The following is an 18,096-nucleotide window of genomic DNA, read 5'->3' on the forward strand; positions in this document are numbered from 1 at the left end:
GCGGTCGCGGACCGCGCGGGCCATCCGCGGCGGCGGTGCATACGACTTGGAGACCTGCGCCATCGCGTACCCCTTGATCGGGTCAGCCACCAGCCGCTGCCACGTCGACCCGGCTGCGAACGCGACCTCGCGCACGGTGTCGGCGTCGACGGCGACGCCCTCGACCGTGCCCGGCTCCTGGTTGAGCCCGGCCAGGGAAGCGAGAGACACGACGACCGACACCGTCGCGGCCGGCCACCCGCCATCGCCGGGGTGGTCCACGGCGGTGGGGGCGTCGGCGTGCGGCTGACCGAACAGCAGCAGGTCGAGGGCGACGTCGGAGCGCAGCTGCGCCAAGGTCCGCGGGTCACCGCCGGCTCGCGCCGCACGCGCGATCGCGTCGACCCGCCGGAACGCTCCCTGGCAGCGGGCGTCCGCGCCGCTGACCCCGAAGCTGCCGGCGCCGTCGTCACCGATCGTGACCCAGGCGTCCCGCTGCCGCGCCGCGCGAGCCCACCGGGCGCGGGTGTTGACGTGCTTGACCATCTCCCGGCGCTTCTTGCGACAGAACGCCCCCTGCCCCAACGGCGCCCCCGTCGCAGCGGCCTTCTGACTCGCATACGCGAGCACCGCGTCGCACACCTTCTGCCCTGCCTCCGGCGTCACTTCGGGCGCGTCGAGTTCACGCACCAGCGCACACCCTTGGCCGAACGTGATCGCGCGGGCCGCGACCGCTTCCTTGATCGCGACCGCGACCGACTCCGACGCCACCCCGAGCGCGACCCGACCGTGCCACGTCCCGGCAGGACCACCGAGGGTGGCGACTGCCGTGTCGACGATGCAGGCGCGGGCCTGGTCCAACAACACCCCTGCCGACTTGCGATGCCGCGGCGCCAACCGGCCCTGGTCGATCTGTTCGTTCTGCACCGCCAGGTCCGCAGCCGCCTGGAGTTGCGCCAATTCCCCGGCGGCATCCGAGGCCTGCACATCAAGCTCGTCATACGCCTGTGAAATCTCTCGTAGCCGCACCCATCCGCCATTCTCGGGTTGGTCACGCAAATCCCGCGCGGCCGAAATCAACCGCGAAATCGCCGCGCCATCAGGCCGCGGAACCGCCCCCACAGACGTCACACGACCCCCTTTCCGCCGAGCTGAGCCAGGTTCGAGCAACAGTTCGATTCTACCAATATATCAAGCGGATATCTAGCCTTTCGACAGCCTGTTGAAAAGTGAGCGATTGACCTCGGGCCTCACTCACGGGGGCACGGGCCCGCGGCGAAAAGGAATAACGTTTTGAGCGGAGGGGCTGTTACCCGCGTGCGCGGCTTCGGGTCACGGCATACGCCACAATCACGGCCAGCGATCCGAGCCACGGCACCACGAGGCACACAATGCCGGCCATGATCGATGCCCCCATCGTCCATCGACCGGAGTTTCCGGCGTGGACGGTCAGGATGAGGCCGACCAGGGTGAGAACGAGGTGGAGAGCGACGAGCGCGGCCGTGGAGGAAAACACGCTCGATCCTCCCACCGGGCGTCTGCAGTCAGGAATCCGTCGACCGCTCCTGGGTGAGCAGGGCGGAGCCGGTCCCGGCACCGCTGCGCGTCGACGTCGTGCTCTCGCTGCCGTCAGCGCCCCCAGCGCCCCCCGTGCCGCCGCCGGCCTCATCGCGCTGTTGGGGGTCGGACTTCTCGAGCCACTCGAGGATGCCGGTGCAGGCGTCCTTGCAGCTGCCGCAGCCGGTCGCCGCGCGGGTGGTGGCCGACAGCTGCGGCATCGTGCGCTCCCCGGCCTGGAAGGCGTCGACGATCGCCGACTTGCTCACGCCGTTGCAGCGGCAGATCGTCGCGGAGCCGGGGATGTTCGCGGGGCTCGCGGCCGTCGGTAGGCTCGCCGAGCCGTTGACGAGCAGGTTCGCGGGGTCGAGCGGCAGCGGCAGGTCACGCTCGTAGGCGACGACGAGGTCGGCGCCGAGCGACCCGGCTCCGACGAGTTCGCCACCGACGAGGCGACCGCGGTGCACCGCGATCCGCAGGCTGCGGCGACCCTGCCCGTCGACCAACGCGAGCACCCGGGGTCCGGCCGGCTCACTCGCGCACCGGCATTCGGAGTCGGTCGCGTCCCACCCCGCGAGGTCGTCGACGCACTCGCCGGCCACCGCCGGGTCGGCGGCGCGGGGGAGCCGGCCGAACGTCACGACGTCGAGGTCGGCGGCCTTGAGGCGCACGACCTCCTCGGGCGCCGCCGGCTCCTCCTCCGCCACCGAAGCCGCCACCGAAGCCGCCTCGGCCGAGCCGCCCGCCAGGTCGCCGACGAGCCGGGCGGCCAACGCGGCGGCCTGGTCCCACCCGGGCGCCAGCAGGCCGGGGCATCCCGCGGGGGTCTGCGCGCAGTCTCCGATCGCGGCGACCGCGGGGTCGGCGAACGAACGCAGGTCGTCACCGACGAGCACCCCACGCTCACACGGCAGCCCGGCGTCGACCGCGAGGCGCACGCGCGGCGCGACGCCGGCCGTCAACAGCACCGCGTCGCAGCGCAGGTGGCGTCCGTCGGCGAGGTCGAGCCCGACGAGGCGACCGTCGTCGTCGCGGCGCAGCCCCGCCGCCCGGGCCGAGCGCACGACGTGCACCCCGAGGTCGCGCAGGCTCCTCAGCAGCACCGAACCGGCGTCGGCGTCGAGCTGGCGGTCCAGCACGTGCGCCCCCGAGTGCACCACGGCCACCCGGGCGCCCCGCCCGACGAGCGCGCGAGCGGCCTCGAGGCCGAGCAGGCCGCCGCCGAGCACGACGACCCGCGGAGCGCCGCCCTCGCGGCCCCGGCCGCTGGCCAGCGCGAGCAGCTCGCGGCAGTCGTCGACGGTGCGCAGCGCCCGCACCCCCGGCGGCAGGTCGTCGGGGTCGGAGTCGGCGGGCAGACCCGCCAATCGCGGCACACGCGGCGCCGCGCCGGTCGCGAGCACGACCGTGTCGTAGGGGTGTTCGCTGCCGAGGTCGTCGACGACGACGCGCGATTCGCGGTTCAACTCGACGGCGGGGCGGCCCGCGAACACCCGCATGCCCGCCGGGGCCGCGGGCAGCGTGAGCCCGCCGAGGTCGGCGCGCCCGGCGAGCACCTCGCTGAGCATGAGGCGGTTGTACGGCTCGTACGGCTCGGCGCCGAGCACGCTCACCTCGACGTCGATCGGGCGGCCCGATCGCGCCGACTGCTCGGCGCCGCGGGCGAGTTCGGCGACGAACCGGTGGCCGACCATGCCGTGGCCGATGACGACGACGCGGTGCGGGGTGCTGGAGGCAGCGGTCACGAGGGGACTCCTTCGCCGAGCAGCGCGAGGCGCGCCGCGGGGGTGTCGGCGGAGGCGACGTCGACGGCGCACACCTTGAACTCGGGCATCCCGCTGATCGGGTCGGTCGCGGGGTTGGTCAGGAGGTTGACGCGTTGGCGACCGGCGAAGTGGAACGGCATGAAGACGACGTCGGGCCGGATCGAGGCCGACAGGATCGCCGTCGCCACCGCCACCCCGCGGGCCGTCGTCAGCCGCACCGGCGTGCCCTCCTCGATGTCGAGGCGGGCCGCGGTCAGCGGGTGCAGGGTGATCGTCGCGCGGCTCTGCGCCGCCGCGAGCCGACGCACCCGGCGGGTCTGCGCGCCGGACTGGTAGTGCTCGAGCACCCGCCCGGTCACCAGGTACAGCGGCGCCTCGCGGTGCAGGTCGTCGGCCACACCGGTCGCCCGCACCGGCAGCATCCGGGCGCGGCCGTCGGGGGTGGCGAAGTGGTTGAGGAAAACCCTTGGGGTGCCGGGGTGGTCGGCGCTCGGGCAGGGCCAGTAGAGCGCCTCGGCGCCGGCCCGCTGCAGGGTCACGCCGCCGTAGTCGGCGATCCCGCCGGCGCTGGCTCGAGCGAGTTCGGCGAGCACCTCGTCCGGGTCGTCGGCGAAGGGCACCGGCGCGCCGAGCCGGGCCGCCAGTTCCCGCCACACCCACAGCTCGTCGCGCACCAACCCCGGCGGCTCGACCGCCTTGCGGCGCGCGAGGATCCGGCCCTCGACCGAAGTCATGGTGCCCGTCTCCTCGGCCCACTGGGTGATCGGCAGCACGACGTCGGCCAGTTGCGCGGTCTCGCTCGGCACGAGGTCGGCGACGACGAGCAGGTCGAGCCGGCGCAGCCGCGCCTCCAGCGCCCCGGCGTCGGGCGCCGAGACCACCGGGTTGGCTCCGTGCACGAACAGCGCTCGGATGCCGCCGGATTCGACCGGCGCCCCGACCTTCTCGAAGAGGGCCATCGCGGGCACCCCCGGTCCGGGGATCGAGTCGGGGTCCACGCCCCACACCGCGGCGACGTGCGCGCGGGCGGCGGGGTCGGCGATCGAACGGTAGCCGGGCAGCTGATCGGCCTTCTGGCCGTGCTCGCGCCCGCCCTGCCCGTTGCCCTGCCCGGTCAGGCACCCGTACCCGGAGCCGGTGACGCCCGGCAGCCCGAGCGCCAGCGCGAGCCCGATCGCCGCGGTCACGGTGTCGGTGCCGTGCGCGTGCTGCTCGGCGCCGCGGCCGGTGAGCACGTACGCGCCCCGTCCGCCCCGGCTCGGGGCGGCGGCCGCCAGCAGGCGGGCGGCGAGACGGACCTGGTCGGCCGGCACCCCCGTCTCCCGCTCGACGCGCTCGGGCCACCACTGGCTCACCTCGCGGCGCACGTCGTCGGAGCCGGTGACGCGGGTCTCGAGGTAGGCGTCGTCGGCGAGGCCCTCGGCGAAGACGACGTGGGTGAGGCCGAGGAGCAGCTGCAGGTCGGTGCCGGGCAGCGGCGCCAGGTGCAGGCCGCCGCCGTCGCCGGTCAGCGCAGCGGTGGGGGTGTGCCGCGGGTCGACGACGAGCAGGCCGCCGCGCTCGCGGGCGCCGGACAGGTGTCGCACCGCCGGCGGCATCGTCTCGGCGACGTTGCTGCCGACGAGCAGGATCGCGTCGGCCCCGCCCAGGTCGGTCAGCGGGAACGGCAGCCCGCGGTCGAGCCCGAACGCCCTGTTACCGGCGGCCGCGGCGCTGCTCATGCAGAACCGGCCGTTGTAGTCGATGAACGGCGTCCGCAGCGCGACGCGCGCGAATTTGCCGAGGGTGTAGGCCTTTTCGTTGGTCAGGCCGCCGCCGCCGAAGACCCCGACCGCCTCGCGGCCGCCGGCGGCCCAGGACCGGTGCACGCCGGCGACGATCGCGTCGAACGCCGCCTCCCAGGTGGCCGGGTGCAGGGCGCCGTCGTCGTCGCGCAGCAGCGGGGTCGTCAGCCGGTCGGGGGCGTCGAGCACCGCGGCGCTCGTCCAGCCCTTGGCGCACAGGCCGCCGCCGTTGGTGGGGAAGTCGCGCGGCGTCACCTCCACCGGCAACCGAATGGCCCCGGCCGGCGCCGCCCCCGGTGCGAGCGCCGGCTCAGACCCAGGCGCGAGCCCCGGCGCCGCCCCCGGCGTCGCACCCGGCGTCGCACCCGGCGCGGGAGTGAGCGACATGCCGCACTGCAGCGAGCAGTACGGGCAATGGGTGTCGGTCGGATGGGTCACGGCTGTCCTCCAGTCGACGGGGGAACGAGGTGAGCCACCGTTCGGACTGTCACCGCAGCCACCCCTGCCGCGGTCCGAGAAGGAAACCGCAGGTCACGGGTTCGGGGCTCGGGAGCGCCGGTGGCCGGTGATCGTCCGAACGGTGGCGGGCTCAGATGCGCACGGCCTCGCGGTCGCGGCCGGAGAGGTACACGGAGAACGTCGTGGCGGCCATGAGCGCGTAGGCGGCGATGAACACCCACAGCGCGGCCTGCAGCGAGCCGGTGAGGGAGTTGCTCAGCGCGAACCCGCGCGGGATGAGGAAGCCGCCGAGGGCGCCGACCGCGCCGGCGATGCCGATGCAGCCCGCCGCGGCCTTCTTGGCCCGCAGCAGCGACCCGGGGTCGGTGCCGGCGGCGTTCTCGCGGAAGACCGCCGGGATCATCCGGTACACCGAGCCGTTGCCGATGCCGGTGAAGACGAACAGCCACAGGAACGAGACGAAGAACAGCGCGAAGCTGTGCGTGCGCAGCCCGAGGATCGCGCCGACCGTGCCGAGGGCCATCGCCGCGAACGCGACGATCGTGATGCGGGCGCCGCCGAAGCGGTCGGCCATCGTGCCGCCCAGCGGGCGCGACAGGGAGCCGACGAGCGCGCCCATGAAGGCGATCGACAGCGACATCTCGGGGAACTGGCTCTTCAGCAGCGTCGGGAACGCGCCCGAGAAGCCGATGAACGAGCCGAACGTGCCGATGTAGATGAACGAGATGATCCAGGTGTGCCGGTCCTGCGCGGCCCGCGCGAAGCTGCGCAGGTCGGAGGTGGTGCCTTCGATGTTGTCCATCTTCGTCCAGGCCAGCCAGGCGGCCAGCAGCACGAGCGGCACGAAGATGAGGCCGGCGCGCTCCAGCGCCAGGCCCGCGCTCGTGACGATGACCAGCGGCACCGCGAACTGCACCGCGGCCGTGCCGATGTTGCCGCCCGCGGCGTTGAGCCCGAGGGCCTTGCCCTTCTCCGCCTCCGGGTAGAAGAACGAGATGTTCGCCATCGAGCTGGCGAAGTTGCCGCCGCCGAAGCCGGCGAGCGCGGCGACGAGGAGCATGACGCCGAACGGGGTCTGCGGGTTCTGCACGACCCAGACGAGCGCGAGCGTCGGGATGAGCAGGAGCAGCGCGGAGACGACGGTCCAGTTGCGGCCGCCGAACATCGGCACCGCGAACGTGTACGGCAGCCGCAGCGTGGCGCCGACGAGGCTGGGCACCGAGACGAGCCAGAACATCTGGTCGACGGACAAGGAGAAGCCGGCCGAGTTCAGCTGCGGCACGACGATGCTCCACAGCGCCCAGACGGCGAAGCCGAGGAACTCGGCGAAGACCGAGATCGACAGGTTGCGGCGCGCGATCGTCTTGCCGCCGGCGGCCCACTGGCCCGGGTCCTCCGGGTCCCAGTGCACGAGCCAGTGCCCGGAGCGGTGGGCCAGCGCGACGCGCGGCTGCGGCGCGGCGGCGCCGGCGGCGGTCTCGCCGGCCGACCCCACGTCCGCGTGCGAGGAGGAACTCGAAGCCACGGTGGATCCTTCGTGCCAGGGCCCACCCGGGTGGTGAGCATCCACCTTCGACGGTAAGAACGGCCCGCAGACAGCCGATTTCGGCGATGTTGCGCGGTCGTCAACTCGGTCTCACAGGCCGCGGCGGGCCGCGCGTGAGCCCGCCGTGTCGAAGTCGTGACCTCCTGGCGCGCACGCCCGAGGCGCTCAGCCGGGCCGGTGTCGGAGCTCTGCCATACGGTGGAGCCCATGAGCGCCGTGCTGCACGTGCGGGGGACGATCCTCGTCGGCCCGCAGGAGGAACGCGACGAGGCCTGGGTCATCGGCGGCCGGTTGACGTTCGAGCGCCCGGTGCACGCCGGGGCCGGTGAGGTCGAGTCGGTCTCCGGCTACGTGCTGCCCGGGCTCGTCGACGCGCACTGCCACGTCGGGCTCGACGCGCACGGCGCGGTCGACCGCGAGACCGCGATCGAGCAGGCGAGCACCGACCGCGACGCCGGCGCGCTGCTCATCCGCGACTGTGGCTCCCCGCTCGACACGCGTTTCGTCGACGAGCACGAGGAGCTGCCGAAGATCATCCGCGCGGCCCGGCACATCGCCCGCCAGCGCCGCTACATCCCCAACGTCGGTGAGGAGATCGAGCCCGACGAGCTCGTGACGACGGTGCGGGTGCAGGCCCGCCGGGGAGACGGCTGGGTCAAGCTCGTCGGAGACTGGATCGACCGCGACTCCGGCGACCTGCGGCCGTGCTGGCCGGTCGAGACGTTGACCGCCGCGATCGCCGCCGCGCACGAGGAGGGCGCGCGGGTGACCGCGCACTGCTTCGGGGAGCAGTCGCTGCACGACTTCGCAGCCGCGGGCACCGACTGCATCGAGCACGCGACCGGGCTGACCACCGACTCCGTCGAGGCGTTCGCCGCCCAGGGCATCGCGATCGTGCCGACGCTGGTGAACATCGCGAACTTCCCGAAGTTCGCCGACGCCGGCCGCGCGAAGTTCCCCACCTACGCCGACCACATGGTGGATCTGTGGGAGCGGCGCTACGAGACGATCGGCGCGGCCCACGAGGCCGGCGTGCCGATCTTCGCGGGCACCGACGCCGGCGGACAGCTGCCCCACGGGCTCGTCGCCAAGGAGGTGGCCGAGCTCGTCGCCGCCGGGCTGTCTCCGCTCGAGGCGATCGGGGCCGCGACCTGGGGCGCGCGGGCCTGGCTGGGCCGGCCGGGGCTGGACGAGGGCCAGGACGCCGACCTCGTCGTCTACGACAGCGACCCACGCGCCGACGTCGGCGTGCTCGCCTCACCCCGGCGGATCGTGCTGCGCGGCCGTGTCGTCGCCTGAGCCCCGGGGCCGCCGCGGCCGACGGTTCGGGGGCGGGCGCCGACCGCCTCCCTCGGCTTCTGGGTCGGTCTCCGGGTCGGTCTCGCCGGCGCCGCCCGGCTCACCGGTCTCGTCGTTCTCTCCAGGGGCTCTGGCCCCGGCCGGCGCGGCCGCTGACCGGCACGCTCCCGGCGGGTCGGAGCATCGCTGGTCGCGTTCGGGCGACGGGGTGCGCGTGCATGTCGTCACCGATGCCGACGTCGCGCCCTACCGGCGGGCGGTGCTCGCCTCGGCGGACCGGCTCCGGCCGTGGAACCCGGTCAACCCCTCGGACCTCGTCTACCACCTGCGGATGCAGGGGCCGACGCACCGCACCTTTCTCATCCGGGCGCTGGAGCCGGTCGGCGAGCACGACATCGTCGGCAAGATCAACGTGACGAACATCGCGCGGGGGCGGGCGATGGCGGCCTCCCTCGGCTACGACTCCTACGATCCGTACGCCGGCTCGGGGTTGTTCGCGGAGGGACTGCGACTCGTCGTCGACGTCGCCCTCACCCCGGAGCCCGAGGGGCTGGGGCTGCATCGGGTCGACGCGAGCACCCAACCGGGCAACACCCGCAGCGCGGGATTGTTGCGGCGGCTGGGGTTTCGGCCGCGCGGCGACTGGCCCGGGTACTTGTGGCTCGCGGACGCCACCGGCCACGACGCGTGGCGCGACCACATCACCTACGGCGTGACGCGTGAGCAGTGGCCGGCGCCCAGCTACGCGTGCCGGGTGCTGGCGCGTCCGGTGCTCGTGCTGCTCGTGCCGGCGCCGGGCGATGTCGACTCCCCGGCGGCCGTGCAGCTCGCCCGCGCGGCGGCCATCGAGCTCGCCGTGCCCGTGCTGCGCGACCGCGATCCCGGCCCCGACGGGCTCGCCCACCTGCGGCGATCCCTGTTCGATGCGGTCAGCGGGGCCGTCGTGCTCACCTGCCGCCCCGGGGACGAGCTGGTCGCGGAGCTGGAAGAGGCGCAGATCGTCGGCCCGGTGTTCGAGCGCTGCGCCGACCTGCCCGACGCCGCCGCCATCGTCGCCGCGGCGTTGCGGGCCCGCGCCGCGGCGGGCGTCGACGACAGCTGACCCGGTCGTGGCGCAGGCTCCGCCGGAGGTTTTGCCATATCGACGACCGGGATCGGCGCCCGGGACGGGGTGCAGTGCGCTGACCTGCGGTGCTGGGATTCCCTCGTTCGGCGAGATCGTCGATACGGCGAAACCTCAGCGTCGGCGGCGCGCGCGAGCTCGTCGGTGAGTACGGTGCGGCCGGCGGCCGGTGCGTCCTGCGGCGTCGGCTGCGGCGTGGCGAGGGCGGTGCGCGGGGTCTGGCACAATGGGTCGAGTACCCGCTCGCGCCGGCACCCTCTCGCTCGGCGGCGGGCGCCTACACACCGAGTCGCGGTTCCCCACGTGTGTTCCCCACCGTGGTCTCGCCGTGCCTCACGAACAAGAAACAGGAGATACGACCCACGTGGCCGTCAAGATTCGTCTGAAGCGAATGGGTGCGATCCGCAGCCCGTTCTACCGTGTCGTCGTCATGGACTCGCGCAGCAAGCGCGATGGCCGGGCCATCGAGGAGATCGGGCTCTACCACCCGACCCGCGAGCCCTCGGTCATCGAGATCGACTCCGAGCGCGCGCAGTACTGGCTCGGTGTCGGCGCCCAGCCCACCGAGCAGGTGCTCGCCCTGCTCAAGGTGACCGGCGACTGGCAGAAGCACAAGGGTGAGGCCGGTGCCGAGGGCACCCTCAAGGCCCAGCCCGAGAAGCCCACCAAGAAGGACCTCTACGAGGCCGCGATGGCCGCCGCCGGCAAGGCCGACGACGACTACGAGAAGAGCGGCGCCACGACCGCCCGCAAGAAGGCCGCCAAGCCGGCCGAGGCGGAGTCGGCGCCGGCGGCCGAGGCCGCCGAGCAAGCTCCGGAGTCGGCGTCCGAGCCGGCCGCCGAGGCGGAGTCCGCCCCGTCCACCGAGGCCTGATCATGCTCGAGGAGGCCCTCGAACACCTGGTGAAGGGCATCGTCGACAACGACGAGGATGTCGTCGTGCGTCGCAAGGAGTTGCGCCGCGGCGAGGTGCTCGAGGTGCGTGTGCACCCCGACGACCTCGGCCGGGTCATCGGCCGCTCCGGTCGCACGGCCAGCGCTCTGCGCACGGTCATCGGCGCCCTCGCCGGCGGTCGGCCCGTGCGCGTCGACATCGTCGACACCGACCGGGCCCGCTGATCGGCCCGTTGATCCACCGGGCGGATCGCCTCGATCCGACCCACGCCCGGCGAGCAGGGGTGTGCCGTGTTGCGCGGCGCGCCCCTGCTCGCGCGTTCAGCCTCGATGTTCGAGCAGACCGACGACCCGAGGAGGCCGTGGCCATGGCCGCTGACCAGCCGCTCGCCGCGCGCATCGGCAAGCCGCACGGCCTGCGCGGCGAGGTGACCGTGCAGGTGCACACCGACTCCCCGCGGCAGCGGTTCGAGCGCGGCGCGGTCTTCGACACCGAGCCCGACCGCGGGCCCCTGACCGTGCGCGGAGCCCGCGTGCACCAGGGCACCTGGCTTCTCGCCTTCGAGGAGGCCCCCGACCGCACCGCGGCCGAGAACCTGCGAGGCACACGGCTGTTCATTCCAACCGAGCTGGCTGACGATGGCGATGACGAAGGCGAGGGCTGGTACCCCGAGGAACTCGTCGGCGCGCAGGTGCGCGACCCGTCCGGCGCGTCGATCGGCACGGTGACCGACCTGCTGCTACGGCCCGCGCAGGACCTCCTGCAGGTGCGGCTCGACGACGGGCGCACTGGCCTCGTGCCGTTCGTGCAGGCCATCGTGCCGCAGGTGCACGCCGACGGGCCGCTCGAGGAGCGTTTCGTCGTCGTCGACGCCCCCGACGGACTCTTCGACCTTCCCTGAGTCGGGGGCTGCCGTGCGCATCGACGTCCTGACGATCTTTCCCGAATACCTCGCGCCGCTGGACCTCTCGCTCATCGGCAAGGCCCGCCGCGACGGGCTGCTCGACATCCGCGTGCAGGACCTGCGCGACTACACCTTCGACCGGCACCGCACCGTCGACGACACCCCGTACGGCGGGGGCGCCGGCATGGTCATGCGGCCCGAGCCGTGGGCGCTCGCGCTCGACGACCTCCTCGCGCCCAGCGCGCCGGGCGCGGAAACTGAGCCGGAGACCGAACCCGAGACCGAGCCGCAGACCGAGCCGGAGGCCGAGGGCCCGCGGGAGCGGCCGACGCTCATCGTGCCCGGGCCGGCGGGTCGCCCGTTCACGCAGGCGTTCGCGGCCGACCTGGCGCGCGAGCCGTGGCTGGCGTTCGCGTGTGGGCGCTACGAGGGCATCGACGAGCGCGTCTACGACTACGCCACCGCGGATCTGGGCCTGCGGGTCGAGGTCGTCTCGCTCGGCGACTACGTGCTCAACGGCGGCGAGGTCGCCGTGCTCGCGATGATCGAGGCGATCGGCCGGCTCGTGCCCGGGGTCGTCGGCAACGCCGAGTCGCTCGTCGAGGAGTCGCACTCCGACGGGCTCCTCGAATATCCCGTGTACACCAAGCCCGCCCGTTGGCGCGGCCACGACGTGCCACCCGCCCTGCTCTCCGGCGACCACGCCCGGATCGCAGCGTGGCGACGCGAGCGGAGCCTGGAACGCACCCGGGCGCGACGCCCCGACCTGCTGCCCGCGGCCGGCGTGCTCGTCGGCGACGCCGACCTGCCGATCGTCTCGGCGAGCCCCGCCGACGCCCCGGAACTGTTCGTGCTGCAGCGCGCCTGCTGGCTCGGCGAGGGCCGCGCGAACTCCGACTACGACATCCCGCCGCTGGTCGAGACCCTCGACGAGCTGCGGGCCAGCCTGGCTTCCGACTCCACCTGGCACACGTGGGTCGTGCGCGACGGCGACGGCCGGCTCGTGGCCTCGGTGCGGGGACGGCTCGCCGAGGGCGACGCCGGCACGTCCGAGGGCTCGGGGGAGTGGGAGATCGGCCGGCTCATGGTCGCCCCCGATGTGTCCGGGCGGGGGCTGGGCCGCGCTCTGCTGCGGCACGCGCTGGCGAACGCCGACCCGGCGGCCACGCGGGCCCGGCTCGTCACCGGCTCCGCGAGCGCCCGCAACCAGCGGATGTACCGCAAGGCGGGCTTCCGGCCGCTGCGCGGCGAACCGGCCTATCCCGGGACGGTCGAGATGGTGGCCCGGCTGCCGCGCCGCGACTGACCGGCTCCGGCGCTCGCAGGGTCGACGGCCCGCTGTACCCGGGCGGGCGGCTCGAACAGGATGCCCAGCCCGGCGCGTTTCAGGCCCGCCTCCAGGGCGATGCAGGCGGCGGCGATGAGCGCCGTCAGCGCCAGCGGATAGGCGATGGCCAGCGCGGTGTCGTGGTACAGCCAGCCGAAGTCGCCGGCGTGCCGGCGGGCCGTGACGGCGATGATCCCGACGATCGGCCAGTGCAGCACGTACACCCCGAGCGTGCGGCGGCCGACCCACGACAGCGGCCGGCTCAGCCGCAGCCCCAGCGGGCGGCGCGTCACCCAGGCCATCCCGGCGAGCGCGAGCAGCGCCAGCGGCAGGCAGGTCGCGACGTCGAGGGGGTACTGGACCGACTCGGGCGCCACCGCGTAGAGGGCGCTGAAACCGAGCGCGGCGGGGATCGCCGCCACGACCGCGCGCCGCGAGCGCACGAGGTGCGGCAGTCGCGGGGCGAGGTAGACGCCGGCGGCGAAGAAGACGGCGCGCGGGAGTCCGGCGGGGTCGCCGGTCGCGCGTTCGATCGCCCACCCGGACAGCAGCAGCGCGGTCAGCACGAGGGCGGGAGGCAGCCGCCGCGCCGCCGCGAGCACGACGAGGCAGATCGCCAGCAGGTGCACGAACCACAGCGGCCCGAAGCTCGGCAGCACGATCTCGCGCAGCAGCCCGGTCAACGACTCGGCGTGCGCGGTGGCCACGGAACGCGGGCCGGGGGCGACGAGCCGTTCGACGACGACGTAGACGACGGTCCACACGACGACGAGGTGCACGTTGCGCATGATCGCCCAGCGGGTGCGTCCGCTGCGCAGACCGGCGCGGACCTTCGAGGCCGCCAGCCAGCCCGACAGCAGGAGCAGCATCGGCATGCGCAGTTGCGCCAGCACCGTGAGGTTGAGGATCTCCCAGGCCTTGAGCACCGGCATGCCGGTGGGGTCGCCGGTCAGGGGGAACGTGTGGAAGTAGTCGAGGTGCACGAGCACGACCGCCAGCACGCACAGCCCGCGCGCGGCGTCCAGGTACGGCAACCGCGGGCGTCGGGCTCCGCTCGTTGCGCCGCCCTCGACCGGCGGAGCCGGTGCCGTCGCCTGATCCGGTGCAGCGGCCTGAGCCGGTGCCGCCGCCTGAGCGGGTGCCGCATTCTGAGCGGGTGCCGCCGCCCGAGCCGGTGCCGCCGGACCCGCTGCAGCCGCTTGAGCCGGGGGCTCCCGGTCTGAAGCGCGGCGGACCGGTGCCCGCTGTCTGGTTGCGGTCGAAGACAACTCGAGGCTCCTCGTGTGTGTGACGACCCGCGACGGACAGGAGGGGGGGCTTGCAGGGTGCGGGTCGATCCCACACCGCCGACGGCGGAGCGAGAGGGGTCCCCAGCCCGGCGGCGACGTTAGTTTGCCTGTGGGCGGAATGTCAGATCCCCTCCGGTCAACTCTCAGCTGCCGTTGATCGGGCCCAGCCCTGGGGCTCGGGACCGGTGGCGAGGAGCCAAGTACGGCAGCAGAACTCGCTGATCCCGTCGTCCCGGTCCGGCCCCGCGCCGGCTGTCCACTCAGTGGACAGCCGGGCGATTTTCGTCGGGCCGCGCGGGTCTGGCAAGATGGACTCTTGGCCTGGCCACGACACGGTCCCTACCGCAGGGGGAGTGCAGACCGCGCGAGCGCGGCGCATGCGACCGGCCGGCCGATGACTTCACAGCAGCATCTGATCCGTCGTTGACCTGCGGCACCGGCGAGAAAGCGAAATCGTCATGCACCAGCTCGACGCGGTCGACGCCGCCAGCCTCCGCTCCGACATCCCCGACTTCCGCGCCGGTGACACCCTCAAGGTGCACGTGCGGGTCATCGAGGGCAACCGCTCCCGTGTGCAGGTCTTCCAGGGCGTCGTCATCCGGCGCCACGGCCGCGGCGTCGGCGAGACCTACACCGTGCGCAAGGTCAGCTTCGGCGTGGGCGTCGAGCGTACCTTCCCGGTGCACAGCCCGATCGTCGAGAAGATCGAGGTCGTCACCCGCGGCGACGTGCGCCGCGCCAAGCTCTACTACCTGCGCAACCTGCGCGGCAAGGCGGCCAAGATCCGCGAGAAGCGCTGACGTCCGCGGTATCGCCTTCGTGACCGGGCCGGGCCCGCCGATTCGGCGCGGCCTGGCCCGTCGCCATAGGTCCGACAGGTAGCGTGCCGCACGTGCGAGACGACAGGACGACGACATGACGGAGCGTTCCGACGACGCTTCGGGAGCCGACCCAGGCCAGGGTCGGGCGCCGGGGCCGCCGTGGACCGAGCGGGCCGACACCGGCTCCCGCGCCGACGAGAGTCGCTCCGGTCGGCGCCGCGACCACGACGAGTCCCGCGACTCGCGCGAATCGCGTGACACCCGGGGTGCCCGTGAGGCCGAGGGTGGCCACGGCATCGGGCACAGCCTGCTGATGTTCCTCAAAGAGGTCGTCATCGTCGTCGTGCTCGCGGTGGTGCTCTCCCTCGTCCTGAAGACCTGGTTCGTGCAGTCTTTCTGGATCCCGTCGGGTTCGATGAACAACACGCTCGTGCGCGACGACCGCGTCAGCGTCTCCAAGCTCACGCCCGGCCCGTTCGACCTCAACCGCGGCGACATCGTCGTGTTCGCCGACCCCGGTGGCTGGCTCACCGACGCCGTGCCGCCGCAGCAGGGCCCGGTCGCCGAGCGCATCAACTCCGCCCTGACCTGGGTCGGGTTGCTGCCCAACGACGAGGGCAACCACCTCATCAAGCGGGTCATCGGCCTGCCCGGCGACCACGTGCAGTGCTGCAACGCCGACGGTCGCCTGCTCGTCAACGGCACCCCCGTCACCGAGCCCTACGTCTACCCCGGCGACACACCCAGCGACCTGGAGTTCGACATCACGGTGCCGGCCGGCAAGGTGTGGGTGATGGGCGACCACCGCAGCAACTCCCGCGACTCGCGCTACAACGACGCCCCCGAGCACAACGGCACCAACGGATCGGTGCCGATCGACATGGTCGTGGGCCGCGCGTTCGCCGTCGTGTGGCCGCTGTCGAAGCTCACCTGGCTCGGGGAGCCCGAAGGTACCTTCACGGGCGTGCCCGCGCCGACCGCGGAGCCAGTGCAGAGCTCGTCGCGTCCGGCCGCGGCCGTCGGTTCGTCCCAGCCGTCCCTGTCGTCTAGGTCGCCTCAGTCGTCCGATCCGTCGGGAGTTCCGCAGGCGGTCGCCCCGACGCCCGGCTCGGCCGCGATCCGGCTGCCGAAGGCGCCGGCCGCCGCGACGACCGCCGCCGCCGACGTGGCACCCTGACCTTCTGACCCTCCGGGGCGTCGTCGACGCGTCCCGCCACCATCTCCCTCCCCGAGAGCGCACCGCCGATGACGCAGCCGAACCCCAGGCCCGCGGCCCGTGGCCCGCGCAAAACCGTCTCCCGTAAGCCGTCGCTGCGCGTCGAACGCGAGCTGCAGCGGCAGGGCTACCGGCTCGTCGCCGGCATGGACGAGGTCGGGCGCGGGGCGCTCGCCGGCCCGGTGAGCGTCGGTGTGTGCATCGTCGACGAGTCGTGCCGCTCGGCGCCGGTCGGGCTGCGCGACTCCAAGCTGTTGGCGGCCCGCCGCCGCGAGGAACTCGTGTCGCCGGTGCGGCGCTGGGCGCTCGCGTACGGAGTCGGGCACGCCTCGCCGCGGGAGATCGACACCTTCGGGATCATGGCGGCGCTGCGGCTCGCGGGTCGGCGCGCGCTGCTCGCCGCCGGCGTCCGCCCCGACGTCGTCGTGCTCGACGGCAACCACGATTGGCTCACCGATCCGCGCCTGGAGGGGCTGTTCGGTCTCCTCGATGAGCCCGACGAGCCCGACGACCCGCGTGACTCGGAGCCGGGTGCCCCGCTTGCTGCGCAGCCGCCGGAAGCGCAGCCGCCGATGGACGCGTGGCCGCGCGCCGAGGTGCGGTGGGGCGTCGGGGAGTTCAGCAAGCTGCCGGCGCTGGTGCCACCGGTGCGCACCCTCATCAAGGGCGACATGCGCTGTTCGTCGGTGGCCGCCGCCTCCGTGCTCGCCAAGGTCGAGCGCGACGCGCGGATGGTCTCACTCGCCGACTCCCACCCCGACTACGGCTGGCACATCAACAAGGGGTACGCGGCGCCCGAGCACCGTGCCGCGCTGCTGCGCCTCGGGGCCTGTGACCTGCATCGACGCTCGTGGAATCTGCTCGCGGCGCCGACGGCTGCGCAGCCGGGCCCGGTCGGGGAGCAGGTCGTTGCGGAGTCGGGGTCCGGCGATCTCGACGGCGCTGCGGCGCCGCTGCTGCCGGAGTCGGAGCGCATGAGTGATGATGGGCTCCGATACGCGACGGTGGCCGGCGGCCCGGCCGACCGCGCGACGGCGGACGGACTCGACGACGTGGAGGTGAGGCGAGCGTGAGCTCGGAGGACCTGGAGAAGTACGAGACCGAGATGGAGCTGCAGCTCTACCGGGAGTACCGCGACGTCGTCGGTCTGTTCTCGCACGTCGTGGAGACCGAACGCCGCTTCTACCTGTGCAATTCGGTCGACGTCAAGGTGCGCGGCGACGCCGGCGAGGTGTACTTCGACGTCTCGATGTCCGACGCCTGGGTGTGGGACGTGTACCGGCCGGCCCGGTTCGTCAAGAACGTGCGCGTCGTGACGTTCAAGGACGTCAACATCGAAGAACTCGCGAAGTCCGATCTCGAGTTGCCCGACGACGGGAAGTTCAAGGGCTGACGCCGGCTCCACAGGGCTGACGCGCGCTGACGCAGGCTGACACACGCTGGCGCACGGCTGCTGAGCTGAGCCGGGTCGCTGAGCCGGGTCGGCGCGTTTCTGTCCACAGGCCTCGTTCGCCGCTGCGTTCGTCCACAGCCCCGCCGGTTCGTCCCTCCCGATCCGCGTGCTCGCGGTCATGCTCGCGAGTGTCCTCGGCCGCGGCGAGCGTCGCGGCGGCGTCGGGACGGAGACGAGGTCGGGCATGGGCGGGCGGAACGCAGCGGTGGGCGCCTACGGCGAACGGGTGGCGGCCCGGCACCTGGGGGCCGCGGGTTATGAACTGCTCGACGCGAACTGGCGCAGCCGGCACGGTGAACTCGATCTCGTCGCGCGCGACGGCAGCTGCCTGGTCGTCGTCGAGGTGAAGACCCGCACGAGCCGCCGGTTCGGCTCACCGATCGAGGCGATCACCCCCGCGAAGGCCGGCCGGCTGCGGCGCCTGGCGGGTGAGTGGCTGGCGACGCATCCGCCCGTCGGCGCCGACTCCATCCGCATCGACATCGTCGGTGTCGACCTGCCCGCCCGCGGTGCCGCGGTCGTCACCCATCTGCGCGGCGTGTGACCCGACGCGTGGCGGTTCGCTCCACCGCGGGACGGCGTGTCGGACGCCGAGCAGCCGATCCATCCACAGTCGAAATCGGCCGGTGTCGGTCGTCCACAGCCCCGGTTGACGGCCTCGGCGCGGATCTGCCGCGT

At 73.4% G+C, this 18,096-nt stretch carries 16 protein-coding genes and 1 pseudogene; 11 read left to right on the forward strand and 6 right to left on the reverse strand.

The window, feature by feature from the left end:
- The 5 genes and pseudogenes from PINTE_RS08855 to PINTE_RS08875 all read right to left on the reverse strand — a co-directional run.
- Nucleotides 1-966 (reverse strand): annotated as a pseudogene (locus PINTE_RS08855) (HNH endonuclease); the annotation flags it as partial.
- A gap of 322 nt (nucleotides 967-1,288) precedes the next feature.
- The gene (locus tag PINTE_RS08860) at nucleotides 1,289-1,495 is read right to left on the reverse strand and encodes a hypothetical protein (RefSeq protein WP_068428878.1); all 207 of its coding nucleotides are present in this window, start codon (nucleotides 1,493-1,495) and stop codon (nucleotides 1,289-1,291) included.
- A gap of 28 nt (nucleotides 1,496-1,523) precedes the next feature.
- Nucleotides 1,524-3,281, reverse strand: coding sequence for an FAD-dependent oxidoreductase (locus PINTE_RS08865; RefSeq protein ID WP_068428881.1), 1,758 nt, complete (start codon nucleotides 3,279-3,281; stop codon nucleotides 1,524-1,526).
- Complete coding sequence (locus PINTE_RS08870; RefSeq protein WP_084343403.1) at nucleotides 3,278-5,473, reverse strand: molybdopterin oxidoreductase family protein; 2,196 nt, start codon at nucleotides 5,471-5,473, stop codon at nucleotides 3,278-3,280. The genes PINTE_RS08865 and PINTE_RS08870 overlap by 4 nt, the downstream gene beginning before the upstream one ends.
- A gap of 202 nt (nucleotides 5,474-5,675) precedes the next feature.
- The gene (locus PINTE_RS08875) at nucleotides 5,676-7,070 is read right to left on the reverse strand and encodes an MFS transporter (RefSeq protein WP_373280150.1); all 1,395 of its coding nucleotides are present in this window, start codon (nucleotides 7,068-7,070) and stop codon (nucleotides 5,676-5,678) included.
- Nucleotides 7,071-7,298: 228 nt separating this feature from the next.
- Between PINTE_RS08875 and PINTE_RS08880 the strand changes: the two genes are divergently transcribed.
- From PINTE_RS08880 to trmD, 6 genes are all read left to right on the forward strand, one after another.
- A complete protein-coding gene (locus PINTE_RS08880) occupies nucleotides 7,299-8,390 on the forward strand; it encodes an amidohydrolase family protein (protein WP_068428889.1) in 1,092 nt (363 codons plus the stop codon).
- 214 nt (nucleotides 8,391-8,604) lie between these two features.
- On the forward strand, nucleotides 8,605-9,492 hold the full coding sequence (locus tag PINTE_RS08885; RefSeq protein WP_245642875.1) for a GNAT family N-acetyltransferase: 888 nt from the start codon (nucleotides 8,605-8,607) through the stop codon (nucleotides 9,490-9,492).
- A gap of 385 nt (nucleotides 9,493-9,877) precedes the next feature.
- Entirely contained in the window at nucleotides 9,878-10,387 is a 510-nt protein-coding gene (gene rpsP, locus PINTE_RS08890) for a 30S ribosomal protein S16 (RefSeq protein ID WP_068428891.1), read from the forward strand.
- Nucleotides 10,388-10,389: 2 nt separating this feature from the next.
- Nucleotides 10,390-10,632, forward strand: a complete 243-nt coding sequence (locus PINTE_RS08895; RefSeq protein ID WP_068428894.1) for an RNA-binding protein — start codon at nucleotides 10,390-10,392, stop codon at nucleotides 10,630-10,632.
- 143 nt (nucleotides 10,633-10,775) lie between these two features.
- Complete coding sequence (rimM, locus tag PINTE_RS08900) at nucleotides 10,776-11,309, forward strand: ribosome maturation factor RimM (protein WP_068428897.1); 534 nt, start codon at nucleotides 10,776-10,778, stop codon at nucleotides 11,307-11,309.
- A 13-nt stretch (nucleotides 11,310-11,322) separates the two neighbouring features.
- Nucleotides 11,323-12,618, forward strand: coding sequence for a tRNA (guanosine(37)-N1)-methyltransferase TrmD (gene trmD, locus PINTE_RS08905; protein ID WP_068428902.1), 1,296 nt, complete (start codon nucleotides 11,323-11,325; stop codon nucleotides 12,616-12,618).
- Here the strand turns inward: trmD and PINTE_RS08910 are convergent.
- Nucleotides 12,570-13,673 carry an acyltransferase family protein gene (locus PINTE_RS08910; protein ID WP_068428904.1) on the reverse strand — a complete coding sequence of 368 codons (1,104 nt, stop codon included), beginning with the start codon at nucleotides 13,671-13,673 and terminating at the stop codon, nucleotides 12,570-12,572. The genes trmD and PINTE_RS08910 overlap by 49 nt on opposite strands.
- Before the next feature lie 713 nt (nucleotides 13,674-14,386).
- Here PINTE_RS08910 and rplS point away from each other — a divergent pair.
- The 5 genes from rplS (at nucleotide 14,387) to PINTE_RS08935 (ending at nucleotide 17,962) form a co-directional block, all read left to right on the forward strand.
- Nucleotides 14,387-14,728, forward strand: coding sequence for a 50S ribosomal protein L19 (rplS, locus tag PINTE_RS08915; protein ID WP_068428907.1), 342 nt, complete (start codon nucleotides 14,387-14,389; stop codon nucleotides 14,726-14,728).
- A 115-nt stretch (nucleotides 14,729-14,843) separates the two neighbouring features.
- Nucleotides 14,844-15,926 carry a signal peptidase I gene (lepB, locus tag PINTE_RS24885; RefSeq protein ID WP_084343399.1) on the forward strand — a complete coding sequence of 361 codons (1,083 nt, stop codon included), beginning with the start codon at nucleotides 14,844-14,846 and terminating at the stop codon, nucleotides 15,924-15,926.
- 68 nt (nucleotides 15,927-15,994) lie between these two features.
- Entirely contained in the window at nucleotides 15,995-17,038 is a 1,044-nt protein-coding gene (locus tag PINTE_RS08925; protein WP_084343400.1) for a ribonuclease HII, read from the forward strand.
- Entirely contained in the window at nucleotides 17,035-17,358 is a 324-nt protein-coding gene (locus PINTE_RS08930) for a DUF2469 domain-containing protein (RefSeq protein WP_068428910.1), read from the forward strand. The genes PINTE_RS08925 and PINTE_RS08930 overlap by 4 nt, the downstream gene beginning before the upstream one ends.
- A 178-nt stretch (nucleotides 17,359-17,536) precedes the next feature.
- Nucleotides 17,537-17,962, forward strand: coding sequence for a YraN family protein (locus PINTE_RS08935; protein ID WP_373280151.1), 426 nt, complete (start codon nucleotides 17,537-17,539; stop codon nucleotides 17,960-17,962).
- The last annotated feature ends 134 nt before the right edge of the window (nucleotides 17,963-18,096 follow it).

Origin of the sequence: Piscicoccus intestinalis NBRC 104926, assembly GCF_001515525.1 — a bacterium.
Classification (GTDB): domain Bacteria; phylum Actinomycetota; class Actinomycetes; order Actinomycetales; family Dermatophilaceae; genus Kineosphaera; species Kineosphaera intestinalis.